This is a genomic window from Lentzea sp. NPDC055074, from assembly GCF_053608005.1.
In genome coordinates, this window is sequence record NZ_JBSGUQ010000010.1 from 245,502 (window position 1) to 267,417 (window position 21,916).

General features: G+C 70.5%; 16 protein-coding genes. 9 read left to right on the top strand and 7 right to left on the bottom strand.

The window, feature by feature from the left end; genetic code table 11:
- Window positions 1-10: 10 nt before the first annotated feature.
- From ACWF7A_RS24050 to ACWF7A_RS24060, 3 genes are all read left to right on the top strand, one after another.
- On the top strand, window positions 11-1,105 hold the full coding sequence (locus tag ACWF7A_RS24050; protein WP_452252705.1) for an amidohydrolase family protein: 1,095 nt from the start codon (window positions 11-13) through the stop codon (window positions 1,103-1,105).
- Between the two features lie 35 nt (window positions 1,106-1,140).
- Window positions 1,141-2,415 carry a DNA polymerase IV gene (locus ACWF7A_RS24055; protein ID WP_452252706.1) on the top strand — a complete coding sequence of 425 codons (1,275 nt, stop codon included), beginning with the start codon at window positions 1,141-1,143 and terminating at the stop codon, window positions 2,413-2,415.
- An 85-nt stretch (window positions 2,416-2,500) separates the two neighbouring features.
- A complete protein-coding gene (locus ACWF7A_RS24060; protein ID WP_452252707.1) occupies window positions 2,501-3,160 on the top strand; it encodes a hypothetical protein in 660 nt (219 codons plus the stop codon).
- A gap of 358 nt (window positions 3,161-3,518) precedes the next feature.
- Here ACWF7A_RS24060 and ACWF7A_RS24065 read toward each other — a convergent pair whose 3' ends face one another.
- Together ACWF7A_RS24065 and ACWF7A_RS24070 are read right to left on the bottom strand one after the other, a co-directional pair.
- Window positions 3,519-4,619, bottom strand: coding sequence for a DUF4034 domain-containing protein (locus ACWF7A_RS24065; RefSeq protein ID WP_452252708.1), 1,101 nt, complete (start codon window positions 4,617-4,619; stop codon window positions 3,519-3,521).
- A gap of 18 nt (window positions 4,620-4,637) precedes the next feature.
- Window positions 4,638-6,143, bottom strand: a complete 1,506-nt coding sequence (locus tag ACWF7A_RS24070; RefSeq protein WP_452252709.1) for a M48 family metalloprotease — start codon at window positions 6,141-6,143, stop codon at window positions 4,638-4,640.
- A gap of 267 nt (window positions 6,144-6,410) precedes the next feature.
- On the opposite strand from ACWF7A_RS24070, the gene ACWF7A_RS24075 reads away from it, so the two are divergent.
- Window positions 6,411-9,569, top strand: coding sequence for a S8 family serine peptidase (locus tag ACWF7A_RS24075; RefSeq protein ID WP_452252710.1), 3,159 nt, complete (start codon window positions 6,411-6,413; stop codon window positions 9,567-9,569).
- A 143-nt stretch (window positions 9,570-9,712) separates the two neighbouring features.
- Here ACWF7A_RS24075 and ACWF7A_RS24080 read toward each other — a convergent pair whose 3' ends face one another.
- Window positions 9,713-11,251 (bottom strand): alkaline phosphatase D family protein, encoded by a 1,539-nt coding sequence (locus ACWF7A_RS24080; RefSeq protein ID WP_452252711.1) that lies wholly within the window; start codon window positions 11,249-11,251, stop codon window positions 9,713-9,715.
- A complete protein-coding gene (locus tag ACWF7A_RS24085) occupies window positions 11,251-11,757 on the bottom strand; it encodes a hypothetical protein (RefSeq protein ID WP_452252712.1) in 507 nt (168 codons plus the stop codon). The genes ACWF7A_RS24080 and ACWF7A_RS24085 overlap by 1 nt, the downstream gene beginning before the upstream one ends.
- Window positions 11,758-12,039: 282 nt before the next feature.
- Between ACWF7A_RS24085 and ACWF7A_RS24090 the strand changes: the two genes are divergently transcribed.
- Window positions 12,040-12,435, top strand: coding sequence for a DUF3040 domain-containing protein (locus ACWF7A_RS24090; RefSeq protein WP_452252713.1), 396 nt, complete (start codon window positions 12,040-12,042; stop codon window positions 12,433-12,435).
- Window positions 12,436-12,607: 172 nt separating this feature from the next.
- Here the strand turns inward: ACWF7A_RS24090 and ACWF7A_RS24095 are convergent, their stop codons facing one another.
- Genes ACWF7A_RS24095 through ACWF7A_RS24105 form a run of 3 tightly spaced genes read right to left on the bottom strand, consistent with a single transcriptional unit; the run spans window position 12,608 to window position 17,404 of the window.
- A complete protein-coding gene (locus ACWF7A_RS24095) occupies window positions 12,608-15,082 on the bottom strand; it encodes a transglutaminase TgpA family protein (RefSeq protein WP_452252714.1) in 2,475 nt (824 codons plus the stop codon).
- 1 nt (window position 15,083) lies between these two features.
- On the bottom strand, window positions 15,084-16,349 hold the full coding sequence (locus ACWF7A_RS24100; protein ID WP_452252715.1) for a DUF58 domain-containing protein: 1,266 nt from the start codon (window positions 16,347-16,349) through the stop codon (window positions 15,084-15,086).
- Window positions 16,350-16,351: 2 nt separating this feature from the next.
- Window positions 16,352-17,404: an AAA family ATPase gene (locus ACWF7A_RS24105; RefSeq protein ID WP_373294032.1), complete on the bottom strand. Its 1,053-nt coding sequence runs from the start codon at window positions 17,402-17,404 to the stop codon at window positions 16,352-16,354.
- Window positions 17,405-17,809: 405 nt separating this feature from the next.
- Between ACWF7A_RS24105 and mraZ the strand changes: the two genes are divergently transcribed.
- The 4 genes from mraZ (at window position 17,810) to ACWF7A_RS24125 (ending at window position 21,846) form a co-directional block, all read left to right on the top strand.
- Window positions 17,810-18,241, top strand: a complete 432-nt coding sequence (gene mraZ, locus ACWF7A_RS24110) for a division/cell wall cluster transcriptional repressor MraZ (protein WP_053733094.1) — start codon at window positions 17,810-17,812, stop codon at window positions 18,239-18,241.
- Between the two features lie 166 nt (window positions 18,242-18,407).
- Window positions 18,408-19,361, top strand: a complete 954-nt coding sequence (gene rsmH / locus ACWF7A_RS24115) for a 16S rRNA (cytosine(1402)-N(4))-methyltransferase RsmH (protein WP_452252716.1) — start codon at window positions 18,408-18,410, stop codon at window positions 19,359-19,361.
- Window positions 19,358-19,945 carry a hypothetical protein gene (locus tag ACWF7A_RS24120; protein WP_452252717.1) on the top strand — a complete coding sequence of 196 codons (588 nt, stop codon included), beginning with the start codon at window positions 19,358-19,360 and terminating at the stop codon, window positions 19,943-19,945. Before rsmH ends, ACWF7A_RS24120 begins: the two co-directional genes overlap by 4 nt.
- Complete coding sequence (locus ACWF7A_RS24125) at window positions 19,945-21,846, top strand: peptidoglycan D,D-transpeptidase FtsI family protein (protein ID WP_452252718.1); 1,902 nt, start codon at window positions 19,945-19,947, stop codon at window positions 21,844-21,846. The genes ACWF7A_RS24120 and ACWF7A_RS24125 overlap by 1 nt, the downstream gene beginning before the upstream one ends.
- Window positions 21,847-21,916: the final 70 nt, after the last annotated feature.

Consider the following 21,916-nt stretch of genomic DNA (forward strand, 5'->3'; position numbering starts at 1 on the left):
TCCTAAGGTTATGGGCATCTTGCCGTTCGTCGCCGAACTCGGGCTGATAGATCACCACTGCCACGGGGTGTTGCGGACCGACAGCACCCGTCCGGAGTTCGAGTCGCTGCTGCTGGAGGCCGACGAGGTCTCGCCGCTGGGCGGGTCGTTCTTCGACTCCGCGGTGGGGTTCGCGGTGCGGAGGTGGTGTGCGCCGTTGCTGGACCTGCCTCGGCACGCCCCGGCCGAGGACTACCTCGAGCGGCGGAACTCGCTGCACATCGCCGAGGTGTCGCGGACGTTCCTGATGGCGTCCGGGATCCACACGTTCCTGGTGGACGGCGGGTTCCAGGCCGATCGGCTGTTGAGTGCCGAGGAGCTCGCCGGTCTGGGCGGGGGTGTCGCGCACGAGATCGTGCGGCTGGAGGTGCTGGCGGAGTCGTTGCGGGAGGTCGGGCCGCCGGAGTTCCTGGACGCGGTTCGGTCGCGGCTCGCCTCGACCTCGGCCGTCGGGGCGAAGTCCGTCGCGGCCTACCGGACCGGGCTGGGGCTTCCGGGCGTGCGGCCTGCCGACGCGGACGTGGAGCGGGCCGTTGGCGCCTGGTCGTCGGGGCGGCTGGAGGATCCGGTGGTGATCGCCTGGCTGGCGTGGGAGGCGTTGGACGCCGGGCTGCCGTTGCAGTTCCACGTCGGTTACGGCGACTCGGACATCGATCTGCACCGGTGCGATCCGTCGTTGCTCACGCCGTTCCTGCGGGCGACGGCTGGTCTTGGCGTGCCGGTGCTGTTGCTGCACAACTACCCGTTCCACCGGCAGGCCGGGTATCTCGCGCAGGTGTTCCCGCACGTGTTCTGCGATCTCGGGCTGGCGACGCACGGGCTGGGGCATCAGGCGTCGCGGGTGTTCGCCGAGGCGCTGGAGATCGTGCCGTACGGGAAGTTCCTGTTCTCCACCGATGCCTTCGCTCTGCCTGAGTTGTACTACCTCGGCGCGTTGCTGTTCAGGCAGGCGTTGTCGGACTTTCTGGCCGATGGGTTGCGTCGTGATGCGTTCGTCGAGGAGGACGCGCATCGGATCGCACGGCTCGTCGCGTCGGAGAACGCGGCACGTGTGTACAAACTGTAGGATTTGCATCGAACTGACGTTCGAGAGGGGTGTTCATGGGTCGCAGTGCGAACCTGCCACGCGGCCTGGTCGACCGGTTCCGTGCGCGCGATGGCGTCTGGCCTGACGACACGGGCTGCCGGATGCTGCACGTCGACATGGACGCCTTCTACGCGTCGGTGGAGATCCGCGAACGGCCCGAGCTCGAGTCCGTGCCGGTCGTCGTCGGTGGCGTCGGCGGACGTGGCGTCGTGTGCTCGGCCAACTACCTCGCGCGTGAGTACGGCGTGCGTTCCGCGATGCCCACGGCGCACGCTCGCCGACTGGCTCCTCATGCCGTGTACCTGCCGCCGCAGTTCGATCTCTACCAGGAGGTCTCGCGCGGGGTCATGGCGATCTTCCGTGACATCACGCCGCTGGTGGAGCCCCTCTCACTGGACGAGGCCTTCCTCGACGTCGGTGGTGCGCTGCGCCGGCTCGGTCTGACGCCGGGCGGGGTGGGGGAGCTGATCAGGGCTCGCGTGTTCGCCGATCACGGCGTGTCGTGTTCCGTTGGTGTCGCGTCGACGAAGTTCCTCGCGAAGCTCGCCTCGGGCATGTGCAAGCCCGACGGCATGATGGTCGTTCCTGCTGCTGCGTCTCTGGAGTTCCTGCACCCGTTGCCCGTCTCGGCGTTGTGGGGCGTGGGCGCGAAAACCGCCGCACGCCTGGAAGAACTGGGCCTGGAGACCGTCGCCGACGTGGCCGCGATGCCCTTGCCGCGCCTGCGCCGCAAGATCGGCGTGGCCCTGGCAGAACACCTCTACGCGCTGTCCGCCGGCGTGGACGACCGCGCGGTGGTGCCGGTGTCGCGCGAGAAGTCGATCGGTGCCGAGGAGACCTTCGAGGTCGACGTGACCGACCGCGCCGTGCTGCGCCGCGAGCTGCTGCGCCTGTCGGAACGGTCAGCGGGTTCGTTGCGCGCGAAGGGCCTGCACGGCCGAACGGTGTCGATCAAGGTCCGCTTCTCGGACTTCACCACGATCACCCGCTCCCGCACCCTCGCGGTCTCGACCGACGTGACGCAGGAGGTCTACCGGGTCGCCGCCGAGCTGCTCGACACCCAGACCCCGCCCGGCGCGGTCCGTCTGATCGGCGTCCGAATAGAGGGTCTTGACAACGCCGACTCCGCCCAGCAACTGATCTTCGACGCCCCGGAGCGCGGCTGGCGCGAAGCCGAACAAGCCGCCGACCAGGCCCGTTCCCGCTTCGGCTCGCTGGCCGTCCGCCCAGCCTCACTGCTCCGCGACAGTCCGGAAAGGACAGCGGACTTCGATCCGAAGCCCGAGTGATCGCAACCTGTCCACAACCCGGAAGTTGTCCACAGCTTCCCGCTCACCCCGAACCCCCCACCCCCACCAGGCGCACCATGAACCCATGCGCCACCCCATCGACCTGGAAGCCCTGGGCACCCTCTTCGTCCACCGAGTGGCCCCAGTGGCAGCCCTGCTCCACATAGGACTGTCCCCGTCGCTGATAGACCAGCGCGCCCGCCCGGGCGGCCCCTGGCAACGCCTCTTCCCGAGCATCGTCCTGCTGTCCAGAGCGGGCCCGTCCCGCGAACAGCTGGTCCAGGCCGCCCTCCTCTACGCGGGAGAGGGCGCGATGCTCACCGCCTTCGACGCCTTGTACCTGCACGGCATGAGATCGGTCCTGCCCACAGCAGACGCAATCCACGTACTGGCCCCGCGCAACTCCAGCGCCTGGGGCCACGCGGTCCTGCGCCTGGAACGAACGGACCGCCTCCCCAAACCGGCCCTGCGCAGAGGCTTCCACGTGGCCCCGCTGGAACGAGCAGCCGTGGACGCGATCCGCCGAACCCGCTCGATCCCGGACACCAAGGCCATCCTGGACGAGGTGACGCACTACGTGGGCATCCAGGCCCTCAGGGCCGAGCTGGCCATGGCCCCGCGCAAGGGCACCACCCTGGCCCGCAAACTCCTGGGCGACTCCCCGGCCCGCCAGCTGGAGCTGGCCGTGATGGACCGCCGCCCACCGTCGGTCCCGCAGGCACGAACCCCACTACCGATCGGCTGAAGGCCCACGCCCACTAGGCATCCGGCTACGCCGCGCGTTGCTCACGTGCCCGCAAGGCATCCGCCCACGCACCAAGCCGTCCACGTCCACCTGCAACGTCCTGGCCAAGGCCTCAACCCGGCGACCGCGTAACCCACTTCGCCCAGGGTGCCGCTGCGGCCCAGCAACCAGTTCGCGGTCACCCGAAGACCTGCCCGGCCCCCGACCCGACCAACCCGCGCTCGCACACGGTCGCCCTCACCCGGCCCGTATCCGCTGCACGACCCGAACCCCAACAGCCCCGCCGCGGTCCTCCACCCCAGCAAGCCCACCGAGCCGAGCCACCCGCCCCACGCCCACCACTCCGAAAGGCGCAGCCCTACCGCCCGGAAGCCCGAACCCCCTTGCGTTTGGCCGCGGCCTTGACCGCGATCCCCCGCATGCTCAAGAACTTCAACCGAGGCTCCTCGAAGTAGTCCCAAGGCCCGGCATCCGCCAGCGCACCCAAGGCCCGGAACTGCCCCACAGCCTCCTCGAACCGTTGCAGCTCAAGCAAAGCGTAAATCGCATACCCACGATCATTCCGGAGCGCATGAGTGTCAGCCCCTTCATCCGCCAGCCGATCCAGCAACGCGTCCAACGCCGCCACCACCGCGGGCGAAGTCCACACATCCGGCGAGGTGCCCTCGGCCTCGTAAGCGGCGAGCAGCGGCAAAGCCAACAGCTTGGGCGACTTCGCGGCCGCCTCGACCGCGAAAGCCAAAGACAGCTCGTCCGACCCGTGCCACTTGCGGCACCAGTACTGCAGGGCCTGCGCGTGTCCGTTGTGGTGCAGGGGATCGCGCGACATCAGCTCCGCCCAGATCGCGCGGAACTCGTCGTGGTCCACCTGCAGGCCGCGGGCGAGCGTCAGCAACGTGTTCCACGGCGTCGGGTCGTCCGGCATCACGGCGGCGGCGACCTGGGCGGCCTCGCGGGCCTCCAACAGGACGCGGTGGAAGCCCTCGAACTGTTCGCGCGTGGTCTGGGAGGAGGTGGCGGTGCCCCGGATCTCCCAGGCGAGGGCGACCAGCGACATGGCGTGCACGACGATCCAGTGCGGGTCGCCTGGGCGGGCGGTCTGCCAGGCCTCCATCCAGGCGTCGTCCTTGGCGGCGAGGCCGGCCAGGGTCGAGACCACGCGCTGGCGGCGGTCCCAGTCGCCGTGGGTCGCGGTGACGAGGTCGGCGGCGTTCTCCCAGTTGCCGGCGCGCACGTCGTCCTTCACGGCGGCGAGGGCCAGGTCCTCCAGCGGCGAGGTGGTCGTCACCTCGGCGTCGGGGACGAGGCCGTAGCGCTCGGGGTGTGTCTTCGGCAGGACGAAGGTGGCGACGACGTCGGCGGGGAGTTCGTCGATCTCGACGCCGAGCCGCTTCGCCTCGCGCATGAGGCGGATGACGGTGATGAGTTCCTTGGGCTTGAACAGAAGTGAGAGCACCACGGGTTTTCTCCTGAACGCTCAGTGCGCGGGGCGGTAGTCGGGGGCCACACCGGCTGTGGCGAGCGCGGCGCGCAGGCCCTCGGTGCTGCCGTGGTCGGCGACCGCGGCGTCCAGGTGTCCGGCCATGTCGAAGTCGTGAGAGGAGGTGACGAACGTGGTTCGTCCCAGCCAGTCCAGTTCCCAGCGGGCGAGTCCCGCGTCGGAGAACGCCAGTGCCACCAACGCGGACAGCTCCGGCAGCACCTCGCCGCGTGCCATCTCGCGGCGGGCTCGGGCGCCGGCGTCCCTGTTGCCGGGCACGTGAGTGCCTAGGCCGATGAGGTGGCCCGCGTCCAGGGCGTCGAGCACGGTCGTCAGCGACGGCGGCTGGTTCATCGCCGCGGCGGACGCCTGCAGCAGTCGTTCGGTGCCCCGGACGACGCGGGCTCGGGCGCCGATGTGGCCGAGCGTGGCCCAGTCGACTCGTTCCTTCGTGGCGGCGTCGGACACGAGCGTGTTGAGCACGGCGGCGTCGAGCAACGGCATCGGGTCGGTGAGCAGTTCCAGTGCCGGACGGTCGCCCCAGCCCGATTCAGGTTCGAGGCCCAGCGCCTCGATCGCGGCGATGCGGTCCCGCAGTGGCGGGTGGGAGTCGTACGGGCCGCGGTCCGGGTCGTGCGGGTGCTGGCGGATCTCCTCCAGCTCCTCGTGGAGCTCGGGCGAGGTGCGCAGACGGGCGAAGCCGTCGAAGAACGTCGTGGGGAGGTAGCCGAGCTCCCACGCGACGGTCAGGTGGCGGTTCGTGAAGAGGTCCCACGCGGCGTCGATCACCGGTAGTTCGCGCCACGCGGACGCGGCGGCGGACGAGCCGGCGAGCGTGGCGGCGACGCGGTCCGCGGCGAACTCCTGGCGGCGGCTGATCGCCTGGGAGACACGGAGGTACAGCTTGGCGTAACCGCGGAACAGCTTCGCGATCATGCGCTGGAACCAGTGCTCGGTGTTCATGTGCGAACCGGCTCGCAGCATGGCGTCTCGGCCGGAGACCACGACGCCGGCGAGGCGCGTGTCCTTGTTGGCGTAGTGCCCGAGCTCGTGGGCGAGCACGGCGATGAGTTGCTTCTCGGTCAAGGAGGTGAGCAGAGGTGCACCGATGAACATCCTGCGCTCGAGGACGCGCAACCCGAGGAACCAGGTGTCCTCGGCGACTCCGGCGTTCACCGCGGCGAGGATCCGGATCTCGTCCGGCGGGCGGGTGCCGACGTCGGCGGCCAGGCGGCGGACGAGGTCCCAGAGCGCGGGCTGCTCCGCGGGTGTGACGAGGGTGCCGGGCACCTCGTCCCGCGTGCGGCGCTCCAGCGAGATGAGGCCCTTGACCAACGCGAACACCACCGGCACGACGAACAGTGCCAGCTTCACGCCGACGAGCGGTCGCTCGAGCAGGGCGTAGACCTCCAGCGCGACCAGGCCACCGATCAACCCGAAGGCGAGGACGTAGAAACCGACGAGCAGCGCCACGGAGATGGCAGCACGCAACGAGACACGCATGAGTAGAGCGACCTTCCCCCAAAGCCCCCAGCGCCGCCCCCAGATGACGGCAGCACGAAGTGTGCACGAGAACCCGGTCACGACTCAATCCCGAAAGGAGGTGGGCACGGCTCCGCGGTGGCGTGTCAACCAGCCGATCGGCCAGTGCTGGTACCTCCGCGGGATGACATCCGCCCCCGCAGCTCCGGCCTCCAGAGGGAGGTGTGGTGACGCTCGGTGTCCCTACGGTCACTGACGCAACACCTCATCGAGCACTGGAGGTACCCAGTGAGAGCAGGACAGCGAGGTGCCCGTCGGGGGTTCACCGCGCTCGCGCTGTCGGCAGGCCTCGTCACCGCGGGAACGATCACGGGGACGGCGGCCGTCGCGCACGCGGACGAGCGGCAGACCGGGCAGGGTGACCGCAGCGTCACGCTGATCACCGGTGACCGGGTGGAACTGGCGGGCGACCGCGTCGTGCGGTTCGTGCCGGGGCCGGGGCGGGGCGGGCTGCCGGTGCGCACCTTCACGCGGGACGGGCATCGGCACGTGGTGCCCGCGGACGCGATCGCTTTGGTGGACAACGGAAAGCTCGACCCGCGGTTGTTCGACGTGACGTCGCTGGCCGAGTTCGGCTACGACGACGCGCGGCGCGGCACCATTCCTGTGATCGTGCGGCCGGCGGCGGGCGCGCGATCCGGTGGCATCACCGCGTTGGCGGCCAAGGGAACCGTGGCCGGGCTGGTGGCGGGCTTCGTCGAGAAGTCGGGCAGTGCCTGGGAGTCGCTGCGCGGTGGTGCGGTGGAGAAGGTGTGGCTCGACGGCGTCCGCAAGGTGTCGCTCGACCGCAGCACCAAGCAGATCGGTGCACCGCAGGCGTGGGCGGCCGGCGTCACGGGCAAGGGTGTGAAGGTCGCGGTGCTCGACACGGGCGTCGACGAGAAGCACCCAGATCTGCAGGGCAGGCAGGTCGCCGAGAAGAACTTCACCGAGTCGCCGGACAACACCGACGAGGTCGGGCACGGCACGCACGTCGCGTCGACCATCGCCAGCAAGGGCGAGCAGTACCGCGGCGTCGCGCCGGACGCGGAGATCCTCGACGGCAAGGTGTGCCAGCCGGGCGGGTGTTCGGACTCGGCGATCCTCGCCGGGATGCAGTGGGCGGCCGACCAGGGCGCGAGCGTCGTCAACATGAGTCTGGGAGGGGGTGACACGCCGGAGATCGACCCGATCGAGGAGGCCGTCAACCGGATCTCCCGGGAGACCGGCGCGTTGTTCGTCATCGCGGCGGGCAACTCCGGGCGTCCGGAGACGATCGGCTCGCCCGGTAGCGCCGAGTCCGCGCTGACCGTGGGTGCCGTGGACCGCAACGACGGCATCGCGCCGTTCTCCAGCCGTGGCCCGGCGGCGGACGGGGCGGTGAAGCCGGACGTGACCGCGCCCGGCGTCGGCATCGTCGCGGCCGAGGCCGGCACGCAGGGGCATGTCGCGATGGACGGCACGTCGATGGCGACTCCGCACGTCGCGGGTGTCGTCGCGCTGCTCAAGCAGCAGCACCCGGACTGGAGCGGTGCGCGGCTCAAGGCGACCGTCATGGCCTCGGCCAGGGCGAACCCGTCGCTGACGGCGTTCGACCAGGGCGCGGGGCGGGTCGACGTGCCGAAGATGCTGGAGCAGCAGGTGGTCGCCGACCCGGCGAACATCAACTTCGGGGTGCGGCAGTGGCCGCACGACGACGACCAGAAGGTCGCCCGTGAGATCACCTACCGCAACCCCGGCACGGCTCCGGTCACGCTCGACCTGAGCGCGGACGTGAAGGGACCGGACGGCAAGCCCTCGCCCGCGGGTCTGTTCACCGTGTCCCCGGCGAAGGTCACCGTCCCCGCCGGCGGCGAGGCGAAGGCCACGGTCACCGCTGACACCAGGGTGAACGCTCCGGACGGTGTCTACAGCGGTGCGGTCGTCGCGTCGAACGGGCTGCGCACGCTCGTCAGCGTCAACCGGGAGGTCGAGAGCTACGACACCGCCCTGTCGGTGCTCGGGCTCGACGGCAACCCGGCCGAGGGCCACAGCACGGTGTTCGTGAACACCAAGACGGGCAAGACGTATCCGGGCCGGGGTGCCCACGTCCGGCTGCCCAAGGGTGAGTACCTGGTGGACAGTGCCGTCGTCGGCGCGGACTTCAAGGTCTACCTGCAGGTGCAGCCCAAGTTCGTGGTGTCGGGCAAGGGTGCGTTCACGGCCGACGCGCGCAACACGAAGCCTGTCGCGCTGAAGACCCCTGACGCCGCTGCCAAGGGCATGATCGGCACGGTCGGGTACAGCGCTCAGGTCGCGGGCACGAGCTTCGGCATCGGCTGGGCGTTCTTCGACGGCCTGGCGGGCCAGGTCGCCACGGCCCAGATCGGTCCGGACGCGCCCGGCTTCCTGGCGACGGTCGCCGAACAGCTCCAGGGCACGCCGCGCGACGAGAAGACGCCGGTCAGCTATCGCCTGATGTACAGCGAAAAGCGCATGCCGACCGGCTACGAGCGCACCGCGAAGGCGAACGAGCTCGCCGAGATGACGACGAGCTTCCGCAACGCGGGCGAGGGCCGCAGGCACGGCGTCGCCGTGATGCCGAACCCGATCGACGGCAGCGGTGGCTTCGGCTGGTTCACCCAGGTCCCGGAAGGTGGCCGTGCCGTCGATCTCGTGTCGACCGCGACCGGCAGGTGGAGCTGGATCTACGACCGGGTCGGCCCCGACAACGCCAACGAGTACACGACCGAGACGCCCGCGCGTTCCTTCAAGGGCGGCAAGAAGTACTCGCAGACGTTCGGCGCCGCGGTCTTCGGCCCGTCCGTCCCGTCGGCGCCCGGCTTCGGCCTCGCGAGGCTCGAGGACCAGATCGCGGTCCGGGTGCCGCTGCACACCGACAGCAACGGCGGCGAGGGCAGGTCCGGCACGGGCACCGCGAAGACCGCGTTGTTCCACAACGGCACCAAGCTCGGTGAGTCGGACCGGCCTGGCGCGATCTTCGACGTCCCGGCGGCGGAAGGCGCTTACCGGGCCGAGATGGAACACAGCCGCGACGCGGAGCTGTCCTCGAAGGTGAGTGGTGCCTGGTCGTTCAAGGCCGGGCACACCACCGAGATCACGCACCTCCCGCTCACGGTGGTCCGCTTCCTGCCGAAGCTCGACGACGAGGACACCGCGCACGGCCGGGTGCAGCTGGTCCCGCTGAAGGTCGAGCAGGCCCAGAACACGCCGAAGGTCAGGCACGTCACCGTCGAGGTGTCGTTCGACGACGGCGCGACCTGGAAGCAGGTGCAGGTCGCTGGAGACAAGGCGATCGTGCACCACCCGAAGAACGCCAGGTTCGCCTCACTGCGTGCCAAGACCACGGACGCGGCGGGCAACACGGGCGAGGTGACGATCATCCGCGCCTACAAGATCGCGAGCTGACCAGCACCGCTGCCAGGCTTGCCGAACAACAACACCAGAAGTGTCAGACCCGCTGAGTAGCATCGGATTCGGGGGCCCACCCACCGGCCCGGCAGGGCCCGGGACCCCCCGAATTCGAGCTTACCCAGCGGGTCTGACACTTCTCAGGCCCGCCGGTACTGCGCCGGCGAGCCGATCGTCGCCGGGTCCTCGTAGCTCCCGGCCTTCCCGCGGTCGACGTGGAACGTCGTCAGCGTCGACACCGGCGAGGCGGCGTCACGCCGGTCCCCGATGACCTTCATGTGCGTGGTGAACCGCTGCGGCGTCACCTCGTACACGTCGTACCCGTACCTGTTGCCCTCGAAGTACTTCAGGTGCGGGTTGGCCGCCCCCATCACCGGCCCGTTCACCGCGTTCCACTCCGGCGAGTAGGCCCCGGAGGTGACCGAGTGCGCGGTGAACTCCGTGCCGATCACCGGCGACGAGAGGTCGTCGAAGTCCGGGCGGATGTCGTCCACGAACGCCGAGTGCCAGTCGCCGGTCAGCACGACCAGGTCCTTCAGGCCCTCGGAGGCGACGTGGCCGAGCACCTCGCGGCGTTCGGCCAGGAAGCCGTCCCACTGGTCGGTGAAGTAGTAGCCGCCGCCCTGGCGCGCCAGCTGCGAGAGCATGATCGAGTTGATCCACACCTGCCACGCCTCGCGGGCGCCGGAGATGCCGTCCTTCAGCCACTGCTTCTGCGCACCGCCCAGGATCGTGCCCGCGGGCAGGTTCTGGGCGGAGCGGAACTGGCGCAGGTCCAGCACCGTCAGGTCGAGCAGGGAACCCCACTCGCGGCGGCGGTGGATCTGCGGTTCGAGAGCGCTCCCACTGCGGATCGGCAGGTGCTCGTACCAGGCCTGGTAGGCGGCGGCACGGCGCTTCACGAACGGTGCGGAGCCCTCCGTGCCGCTGTAGTCGTTGACGACCTCGTGGTCGTCCCACGTGAGGTAGAAGGGATGCGCGGCGTGGGCGTCGCGCAGGGACGGATCGCCCTTGTACAGGGCGTGGCGGCGCCGGTAGTCCGCAAGGGACAGCACCGCGGGGCCCTCGTGGTCGCGCACGTGCGCGCCGCCGACCTGGCCGTGCTCGTAGATGTAGTCGCCCAGGTGCACGACGAAGTCCAGGTTCTCGGCCGCGATGCCGCGGTGCGCGGCGTAGAAGCCGTCGTGGAACGCCTGGCAGTTCGCCGTCGCGAAGCGCACCTTCGACACCGGGCCGACAGGGGCCGTGCGCGTGCGGCCGACGCGAGAACGCTTGCCCAAGGCCGAGAACTGGTAGTAGTAGGTGCGGCCGGGACGAAGTCCTTGCACGGGCACGTGCACGCTGTGCCCCAACAGGTTCGACGCGGCGATCTTTCCGCACGCCACGCGCGAGCGCATCGTGCGGTCCAGGGCGACTGCCCACTCGACCTCGACGATCTCGGGCAGCGGCTGCTCGAACGCCAGCGGTTCGGGAGCGAGGCGCGTCCACAGGATCACGCTGTCCGGCAACGGGTCTCCGGAGCCGACGCCCAGGCAGAACGGCGCCGCGTCCCACGACGCGCCCAGGTCGAGCGCGGCCGCGTGGGCCTGCGCGGGGGAGAGGCCGGCCGAGAGCGGCCACACGGTGCCGAGAGCGCCGGCGGCGGCCGCGGCGCGGAGGAGATCACGTCGGTTCAGCATCAGCGGCCTCCGACCGTGAACGAGATGTTGTCCGCGTAGCCGTCGTTGGACGTGCCGCCGCCGGAACGGGTCAGCTGCAGGGTCACCACGGCGGTGCGGCTGCCCGGTGGCACGGTGCCCCGCGCCGACCGCTCAAGCAGGCCGGTGCGGCCTGAGCGCTCCTCCGCCGTCACCGGGCCGAGCACCACGAGACCGCGCGGTGTGCCGCCGGCGTCGAGGAACTCCACCGACAGCCGGGCGCCGTCCTGTTGCGAGGCGTAGCCGCCGAGCCACGCGGACACGGCGAACTGAGACGACCGGCGCGGCAACGTCACGCTCTGTCGCAAAGTGCTCAGTGGCGTGTCGCCGCCGCCGAAGAACGACGCGCCGCGCTCCACCGGACCGGGATCACCGGGCCCCGGATATCCCTGCCCCGTGTCGTACCGCAGCACGACGGGGGCGCCCGCGACGACGAGCCAGCCGGTCAGGCCCTGCTCGGCGGCACCGTTCACGATGAGTTCGGTCATGCGACCGATCCGAGCAAGCGGGGATTTCCCGGGCAAGGCCCAGGGCCGAACGACACGTGAACGCAAGGCCACAAGGGGCTGGAAGGAGCCTCACGAAGGCCTCACCACTGCCCCAGGAGGATGATGGTGACAGAACAGACCGTATGAGAAGGCCGACTGGGTAGTCGCCGGGGCGCGCGGATCGTATCCTGGAAGGTGACGTCCCCAGGGTGGGTCGTCCGCCGGGTTCGGCGGAAACCGAAAACACCCGGCGCCCGCGACCGCTGTGCCGGAGGAGGAACGATGCCACTCTCCGAGCACGAGCAGCGACTGCTCGACCAGATCGAGCGCGCGCTCTACGCCGAGGACCCGAAGTTCGCATCTACCGTACGGGGCGCCAAGTTGCGGCGGCCGTCCAAGCGACGCCGCGTGCAGGGCATCGTGTTGTTCGTGGTCGGCGTGGCCGCGCTCATCACCGGAGTGATGCTGCCGCAGCTCTCGATCGCCAGCATTCCCGTGGTGAGCGTCTTCGGCTTCCTGCTCATGTTCTTCGGTGCGCTCATCACCCTGACGACGTTGCGTCGTGGTGACCAGGTCGCCGAGGGAGTGCAGGAGGACGGCAAGCCAGCGCGCAGCCGCAGCTCGTTCTCCGAACGGATGGAAGAGCGCTTCCGCCGTCGCTTCGACGAAGAGCAGTAAGCCCCCGAGAAGCTTCACGAAGCGATGGGCCCGCCCCCGAGAGGGAGCGGGCCCATCGTCGTGAGCGACCTAGTGGTGTGGCTCGCAACGTTGCCGGTGGAATTCGCGGTCGGACGGGCGCGAGGCGTCCTGTCGAGCGCGGATCACGCCGCCAACGTTGCGTGACGCACCACTAGACCCCGACTGGCTCCCGGTCCGGCGTGTCCACCACCGGCGCGGGCGTCGGCCGGAGCACCGACTTCGGGAACAGCTTCGCCTTCCACGACAGCGGTGCGTTCTGTCGCAACGACTGTCGCACCGCGGCCAGCGCGCCGGGCAACGCCGGGTCGGCGGCCGGGTCCGGGCTGTACCAGGACCGCTCGATCGCTCCGATCACTGTCCGCAGACCGTTCTTGCCCGCGTCGTCCAGGTTGTGCTCGCGCGCCAACCGGCGGGCGGCGACCCGGATCGTCTCGGAGGACGGCACGGGCGCGCCGCGGTCGATCGACTCCGCCATGAGCTCGCTCCAGGCGGCGGTGGCCGAACCGGGACCGAGCGCCGTCACCGCGTGCAGGTGGTTGCGCCGTCGCACGGCACGGATCAGCAGCGGTGTGAACAGGATCCCGGCGAGCACCAGCAGCACGCCGAGCCACCACGAGACCACCGCGGCCGCGAGCCCCGCGCCTATCAGCCACAGCCCTGCCACGGCCGGGATGAGCAGCTTGCGCGCCCACGACATGCCGAGCAGGCCCGCGCCGATCACGCCGAGCAGCGCCAGCACCAGGAAGACCGACAACAGCGCCGCCAGCACCAGCACGACGCCCAGCGCCCACAGGTGCCACGCGGGCGGGCCCGTCTCCTGCGCCTGCGGCAGGCCCTGGTCGCCGTCCTCACCGTCGGGCGAGGCCGATGCCTGGGCCGAACCGGACTGCGACGGTGCCACCGTGTTCGTGGACGTCTCGGCGGTCGGCACCTCCTCCTGGCCCGGCGCGGTCTCGCGCAGGTACGGCGGCACGATGCCGCGACCGTCGTTGACCGGGGTCGGGTCGAAGGTCATCCAGCCGTAGTTCGGGAAGAAGATCTCGACCCACGCGTGCGCGTCCTCGGTGCTGACCACGCGGTAGGTCCCGTCCGCGGACGGGACGCCGGCCGTGAAGCCGATCGCCACGCGCGACGGCAGGCCCACCACGCGCGCCATCACGGCCATCGCGGAGGCGAACTGCTCGCAGTAGCCGACCTTGCCCCTGAGCACGAAGTCGCTCAGCGCGTCCGTGGTGATGTCGCCGCCGGTCTGGAGCTTGTACTCGAACCCGCTGGTGGGGCTGTTGAAGAACGCCGTGAGCGCGGCCGCCTTGTCGAAGTCGTTGGTGGCGCCCTCGACGGCCTTCTTCGCGAGGTCCACGACCTCCTGTTCGACGCCGTCGAACTTGTAGTACTCGCGGTCGACCGCGTTCGCCTGCGTCGGGGCGAGCCGCAACGCCTGCTTCGTCGGCGTCGTCATCACCGTGTCGATCTCGTACGGCTCCGGTTCGCGCTCCCGCTGGGTGTAGATCACGCCCTTCTTCGCGTCGAACTGGTAGTCGTCGTCCGGCGTCTCGATGCGGCGGACCTGGCCGTAGGTCGGCAGCCAGAAGCTCCGCCAGTCACGCGGCTCGATGTTGATCCGGGTGGTCTTGCCCTCGCCCCGGTCGCCCGGCTGCGGCGGAAGCTCACCGCGCGCGGGCTGGCCGCCGGGAGGAGTGCCGCGTTCCCAGCCCTTGTTCGGCACGTACTGGGCGAGCGTGGAGGCCCGCATGTACATCGGGTCGGTCATGCCGCGCACGTAGAACACCTCGGCGCTGCGGCCGCGGTTGAGCATGCCGCGCAACGACGTCATCTCGCTCAGCCCGATGCCGCCCTTGCCGCCACCACCGCCACCGCTGCCGGGCAGCCTGCCGACCGTGCCGACGAGCGTGAAGCCCGCGCCCACGACCAGCGCGATCACCATCGCGATCGCCGCCACCGACGTCGCGGACCCACCGGACCCGCTCGCCGACCCGGAACCGAGCCGGCCGCGCCACGCCTCGTGCCGGTGCTGGCCGTCGACCGCGAGCAGCATCGCGAACGCCGCCGCGCCCAGGATGAACGTCCAGAACGGCAGCATCTCGTCGGCCAGCGACGCGGGGACGGCGAACACGCACAGCAGCACCAGCCCGGACGCCGCCGGAGCCGCCGCCGCGACGGCGAGGGTGTCGACCAGCACCGCGACCAGGCCGATCGCCAGCACCACGAGAGCCTGGATCGCCGGGGACGCGTGCACCGGCGGCACGCCGGTCTGCACCTGCGCCACGGAGTCCGCGAGCACGTCGCCGAGCTCGCCCAGCGCCTCGGGGCCGGGGATGAACAGGAAGATGCCCGACCGCGTGTGCAACGCGGTGAGCAGGCACAACAGCACGAAGACCTGGGCGATCGCGACCAGCGGCGGGGTCAGCCGGGTCGCCCGCAGGAACGCACCGGTCACGGTGATCGCGACGATCACCACGCCGATGCGCACCAGCCACAGGTCGCCCTCGATCACGCCGGACAGCGCCGTGGACGCGCACAGCACGGCCAGCGCCGCGATCCACGGCGTCGCCGAGGTGAACCACTCGGGCTCGGTGCCCTTCGCAGGAGCCGAACGGGACCCCATGTCAGCCCACCTCCGAGCGGAACGACGGACCCCGGGACCCTGCCGAGGCGCACAACTCCTGCCACACCTGCTGCATCGAGGCGGACGGCTTCGCGATCGCCACGCCCCAGCCCGCGCCGCTCAGCAACCGCCGGGCGTCCTCGGGTTCGGGGGCGGAGGTGTCGGTGCCGCCCGCCCACGCGTTCACGTCGAGCAGCACGGCCAGGCTGCGGGTGCCGCGCGGCCGGTACCGGACGAGCTCCTCCGCCGACGCGGGCGACAGGCCGCCCAGCACCGCGATGACCTCCTGGCCCGCGCCGGGGTCCATGCCGCCGCTGAGCTCACGGCGGTGCGAGCCCTGCAGCGCCGCGAGCGAATCCAGCACCACGTGGTCGCTGTGCCCGCCGTCGGACGAGCCGCCCGCGAGCACCCGTCCGTCCTCGGCCACCAGGCGCACCTGGTGGCCGAAGTGGTGCAGGTGCAGGCAGATCGACGCCGCGAACGAGATGGCCCACTCCAGTGACGCCGTGGGCCCGCTGCCGCGGTGCGCGTGCACCCGGTGGTCGAGCAGCACCGTCGTGCCGCCGCGCCACGGGCGTTCCTCGACGCGCACCATCAGCTCGTCACGGCGAGCCGTGGACCGCCAGTGGACCTTCCGCAGGTCGTCGCCCTGCCGGTACGGCCGCACGACCGCGTCGTCCTCGCCCTGACCGGCGCTCAGCCGGACGGAGCCGTCGTCGCCCGCGCCCATGCCGGACCCGCCGGGGAGACCGGCGAGCCGCACGACCCGCGGGACCACGACCAGCCGCGAACGGCCCGCGAGCTCGCGGTCGAACTCGGCGAGGCCGAACGGGTCGGTGATCCGCGCCATCAGCGGCCCGACCTGCTGGATGCCGCGCATGACCGGCTTGAGCGGGTAGCGCAACGAGGTCGGCGTGTTGCGGGGGAGCCGCTCCACCAGGAACCGAGGCCGCGCGCCCAGGGCGTACGGCACGGTGTCCTCGAGCATCAGCCCGCCCGTGGGCAGCCGGCCGGTGCTGCGCAGGTCGAGCTTGACCTCGGACGCGGCGCCCACCGGCACGCGGCTCGGCGCGAGGTAGCGGGCGGCGTGCAGGCCGACCCGGGCCCTCGTCGCGAGCCACGCGGCCAGCAGGGGCAGCGCGATCACGAAGGCGGCGACCCTCAACAGGTCGCGTTCGTTCAGCACAGCGGCGCACACTCCGGCGGCGAACCCCGCGGCCAGCAAGCATCTTCCGCGTGTGGTCAGACCGGAGAGTGCGGTGCGCATCGTTAGCGTGGCGTCCCTGCGTTGTTGTTGTTCATGCTGCGGACGAACGCCGCGCTCGGGTCGAGTGCCGCCGTCGGCACCGGCACGCGCTGCAACAGGGCCCTGATCAGCTCGGCGGGGGACCGGCGGGCGGCCTGGGCCTCCGCGGTCAGCACGAGCCGGTGGGCCAGCACCGGGATCGACACCGCGTGGATGTCGTCCGGCACCACGAAGTCACGGCCCGCCAGCGCCGCCTGCGCGCGGGCGGCGCGCACGAGGTGCAGCGTGGACCGGGGCGAGGCACCCAGCCGGAGCTCCGGCAGCCGGCGCGTCGCCGAGACCAGCTCGACGGCGTAGCGGCGGACCTCGGGGGACAGGTGCACCCGGCGCACGGCCTCGACCAGCCGCAGGATCTGCGCGGCGTCCGAGACGGGCCGCAGGTCGTCGAGCGGGTTGTGGCCCGCGTGCTCGTCGACCATCGCGAGCTCGGCCTGCGGGTCCGGGTACCCGATCGACACACGCGCGGTGAACCTGTCGCGCTGCGCTTCGGGAAGGGCGTAGGTGCCCTCCATCTCGATCGGGTTCTGCGTCGCGATCACCATGAACGGCGAGCCCAGCGGGTACGTGTTGCCGTCGACCGTGACCTGGTGCTCCTCCATGCACTCCAGCAGCGCGGACTGCGTCTTGGGCGAGGCGCGGTTGATCTCGTCGCCGACGACGATGTTCGCGAAGATCGGTCCCGGCCGGAACTCGAAGTCGTTCTCCTGCCGGTTGTAGATCGACGAGCCCGTGATGTCGCTCGGCAGCAGGTCGGGCGTGAACTGCACGCGGCTCACGGTGCAGTCGATGGAACGGGCGAGCGCTTTCGCCAGCGAGGTCTTGCCGACACCCGGCACGTCCTCGACCAGCAGGTGCCCCTCGGCGAGCAGCGTCACGAGGGCGAGGCGGACCACGTCGGGCTTGCCGACGAGCACGCGCTCGACGTTCGCGGCGATCCTCTGGACGGCACCGTGCAACTCACCCAGAACCTGATCGACCGGCGCGTGACTGTTCGCGCTTGGGCTTCCCGGCGTCACTAAACCTCCAGCAGCCGTGTCCGGAACACGGACGTGTGAGCGTTTCACGCAGTGTGTCAAACCACGGCTAAGTGCCCTACACCTGCGGGCTACATCGGGTTCGCTCCACCAGTTTCCACCTTCCCCCACCAACTCGCCGTCACACGCCGTTTTCGCGGAATTTTCTAGGCCGTTCGAGTGCTTAATCGGGGCTGAACTCTCACCCGCGAAGGTGGTGCCGCACGAACTCCCCCACCGTCCCCCCACGCCGCCCCACGGCTTCTACCTGGGAAAACGGGTGAATGCATGCTGCGCAAACCCCCGTTTCAACGTTGACTGTGGTGAAAAGTGGGGTACTGTGGCGGCCGGTGGGGCAGACGGGGGCTCCACTGCCGGTCGCGTCGCCCGGCAAGGGAGGTGGATGCCGTGTTTCTCGGCACTCACTACCCGCGCCTGGACGACAAAGGTCGGCTGACACTGCCTGCGAAGTTCCGGGACGAACTGGCGGGAGGTCTCATGGTCACCAAGGGCCAGGACCACTGCCTGTACGTGTTCCCCCGGGCTGAGTTCGAGCAGATGGCGAGGAAGGTCGCCGAGGCGCCGTTCACCAACGACGCCGTGCGCGCCTACCAGCGTTATCTGTTCGCAGGTACGGACGAGCAGCGTCCGGACGGTCAGGGCCGAGTCCTGATCGCACCGGAACTGCGCCGGTATGCCGGGCTGACCAAGGAGTGCGTGGTCGTCGGCGCGTTCACCAGGTTGGAGATCTGGGACGCGGCGGCCTGGCAGACCTATCTCGACGAGCACGAGGACGGCTACGCCACCGCTCGCGAGGAGGTCATTCCGGGCGTCTTCTGATGGCGGTCAGCCGAGCAACAGGCCGGATGTTCAAACGCGATTCGGGTGCCGTGAGGCCTCTGTCCGCTCGAGTATCGGCCCTGGCGCACCTTCCCCGGCGCCAGGTTCGACGGGCGGGCGGGGACCTGACGTCACCCGAAACGCGCATAAGGGGAGCAGAGGGACGATGGATCAGCCGCGGCACGTACCGGTGCTGCTGGACCGCGTCCTGGAACTCTTCGCTCCGGCGCTGCACGGCAAGCCTGCCATCGTTGTCGACACGACCCTCGGCATGGGCGGCCACTCCGACGCGCTGTTGAGCGCCCACCCCGAGCTCACGCTCATCGGGCTCGACCGCGACCCGCAGGCCATCGAGATGGCGGGCAAGCGCCTCGCCCGCCACGGTGACCGGGTCCATCTCGTCAACGTCACCTACGACCACATCGACGAAGCCGTGGAGGACCTCGGCTTCTCGAAGGTCGACGGCGTGCTGATGGATCTCGGTGTCTCCTCGTTGCAGCTCGACGAGGAGGAGCGCGGGTTCGCGTACTCGAAGGACGCCCCGCTCGACATGCGGATGTCCAAGGGCACCGGCATGACGGCGGCGGACGTCATCAACACCTACGGGCACGGCGACCTCGCGCGGATCCTCTCGACCTACGGCGAGGAGCGGTTCGCGGGCAAGATCGCCTCCGCGGTGCTGCGGGAGCGCGAGAAGGAGCCGTTCACGAACAGCGGCCGTCTCGTCGAGCTGCTGTACGCCGTCGTGCCCGCGGCGTCGCGGCGCACCGGCGGGCACCCGGCCAAGCGCACGTTCCAGGCGTTGCGGATCGAGGTCAACGGCGAGCTGGAGTCGTTGCGGCTCGCGCTGCCGGCCGCCCTCGGCGTGCTGGGCGTCGGCGGCCGCATCGTCGTGGAGTCCTACCAGTCCCTCGAGGACCGGATGGTGAAGCAGGCGCTCGCGGAGCTGGCGAAGTCGAAGACGCCGCCGGGCCTGCCGGTCGAGCTGCCGGGCCACGGGCCCGAGATCAAGCTGCTGACCAGGGGCGCCGAGCTCGCGAACGAGCAGGAGATCGAGGACAACCCGCGTGCGGCGCCGGTGCGCCTGCGCGCTGCCGAGCGGATCGGAGCACCGAGGTGACGGCACCCGCACGGGTCGGTGGCTCGTCGCCCCGCGACCCCTCGAAGGACAAGGCCGAGCAGAAGGACAAGGCTCGCCGGCGCTCCGCCGGGGCCGAGCGCGCCTACGCCCGGCGGGCCCAGCGCGCCTCGAACCTGCGCGGTGGTGCCGCGAGCCCGCAGCAGAAGGTGGCCTCCAAGGCGCCGTTCGTCGTGCTGGTGATGCTCGTGCTGGGCGCGGGCGTCGCCGGGATCATGTACTTCTCCACCCAGGCCGCCGCCGACACCTACCGGTTGCAGGAGGCGCGGGCGGAGGCCGAGAGGCTGACGTTGCAGATGGAGCAGCTGCGCCGTGAGGTGGCGCTGCTCGAGTCGCCGACCGACCTCGCGCGCAGGGCGGGGGAGATGGGCCTCGTCGCGCCGACGAACCCGGCACGGCTGCGGCAGAACCCGGACGGCTCGATCGAGGAGTTCGGCAAGCCGAGCGCGCCGACCAAGTCGACGCCGCCGCCCCCGCCGTCCTCCGAGCCGCCCCCGCCGCCCGCGGGCCAGACTCCTCCGGCGGGTCAGCCGCCCGCCGGTCAGACTCCTCCGGCGGGTGGCTGATGCCCGGTCCTCAGACGAGGGGGCCCCGCCGTCCGTTGTCGGTGCGCGGCTCCCGGCCGGCCGCACGGCTGGGCGGCAACAGCAGGCTGCGCATCGGCGTCGGCCGCGTCCTGCTGATCGGTGCCCTGGTGATCGCGGGCGTCAAGCTCGTGCAGGTGCAGGGCCTGCAGGCGCAGGAGCTCTCGCTGCAGGCGCAGAAGCAGCGCACCACGCCCATCGACATCCCCGCCGAGCGCGGGTCGATCCTCGACCGCAACGGCAACCAGCTCGCGTTCTCGATCGAGGTGCGCGCGCTCTACATCCTTCCGCAGCGTGCGCGTAAGAACTGGGACGACGCCCACGCGAAGGACGCGAAGAAGTACCCCGGCACCTACGAGGACCGCGCGCGAGAGATGGCGAAGTTCATCTCGTCGACGCTGGGGCCCGAGGTCAACGGGGAGAAGACCGACGAGGAGACCGTCTACCAGCAGCTGGTCAAGGACGTCACCTACGAGGTCCTGGTGAGCGAGTCCGAACCGGCCAAGGCCGCGAAGATCGTCGAGAAGTACCCGGCGGAGATCGGCTCGGAGTACCGCTCCAAGCGCATCTACCCCAACGGCGACCTGGCGTCGAACATCATCGGCGCGGCGAACTGGCGCCAGGAGGAGAAGCCGCCGACCGTCCAGGGCATCCTCGGGCTGGAGAACGCCCAGGACAACGTGCTCGCGGGCCGCACGGGCCGCCGCGTGGTCGACACGATGTCGGGCGACGACACCCTCGTCATCCCGAACACCGAGCGCGAGCTCGTGAAGCCGCAGCCGGGCAAGAGCCTCGAGCTCACGATCGACATCGACACGCAGTACGCCGTGCAGAAGATCATCAGCGACTACACCAAGAAGTTCGGCGCCAAGAACGGCTCTGCCGTCGTGCTGGACAGCCGCACCGGTGAGATCGTCGCGATGGCCAACGACAAGACGTACGACCCGACCGACTTCGGCAAGGCCTCCGAGGACCAGAAGCGCAACACCGCGGTGTCGTCGAGCTTCGAGCCCGGGTCGGTGAACAAGATCGTCACGGCCGCGGCCGCCGTCGAGTACGGCCTGTTCAAGCCGGACGACGTGCTGCAGGTGCCGGGTTCGATCAAGGTCGCCGACCGGATCATCAAGGACGCCTGGAACCACGGCACCGTGCCGATGTCGTTCACCGGCGTGTTCGCCAAGTCCTCCAACGTCGGCACGCTCGAGGCCGCCCAGCAGGTGGGCCAGGAGCGCTACGCCGAGATGCTGCAGAAGTTCGGACTCGGCAAGCGCACCCAGTCGGGTGTCCCCGCCGAGGAGGCCGGTGTCGTCCCGCCGCTGAACCAGTGGTCGGGCTCGACGTTCGGCAACCTGCCGATCGGCCAGGGCCTCTCGATGACGTTGCTGCAGATGACGGGCATGTACCAGGCCATCGCCAACGACGGGCTGCGCATCCCGCCGCGGCTGGTCCGCGCCGAGATCGGCGAGGCGGGCGCGCGGTCGGAGAAGCAGCGGCCCGAGGGCGTGCAGGTGGTGTCCAAGGAGACCGCGAAGACCGTCCGCGACATGTTCCGCTCGGTCACGCAGTCCGACCCGCGCGACGCGAACCAGAACGGCACCGGCAAGCCCGCCGCCGTTCCCGGCTACCAGATCGCGGGCAAGACCGGGACGGCGCAGCAGATCGACCAGACCTGCAAGTGCTACTCCCAGTCGGAGTACTGGACGACGTTCGCCGGCATCCTCCCGGCCGACAACCCGCGCTACGTCGTCGGGATCATGCTCGACGCGCCGTCCGGGGCCCAGTCGGCCGCGCCGGTGTTCCACGACATCGCGACCTTCCTGACCCAGCGGTTCCAGGTGCCGATGTCGGCCGAGCAGACGCCGTACGTCCAGCTGCAGCTGTAGGACGCGCATTGTGAGTGGCGCGCCTCTGGTCCGCAAGAGCCCGGAGCGCGCCCAGGCGTGATTTCGTCAT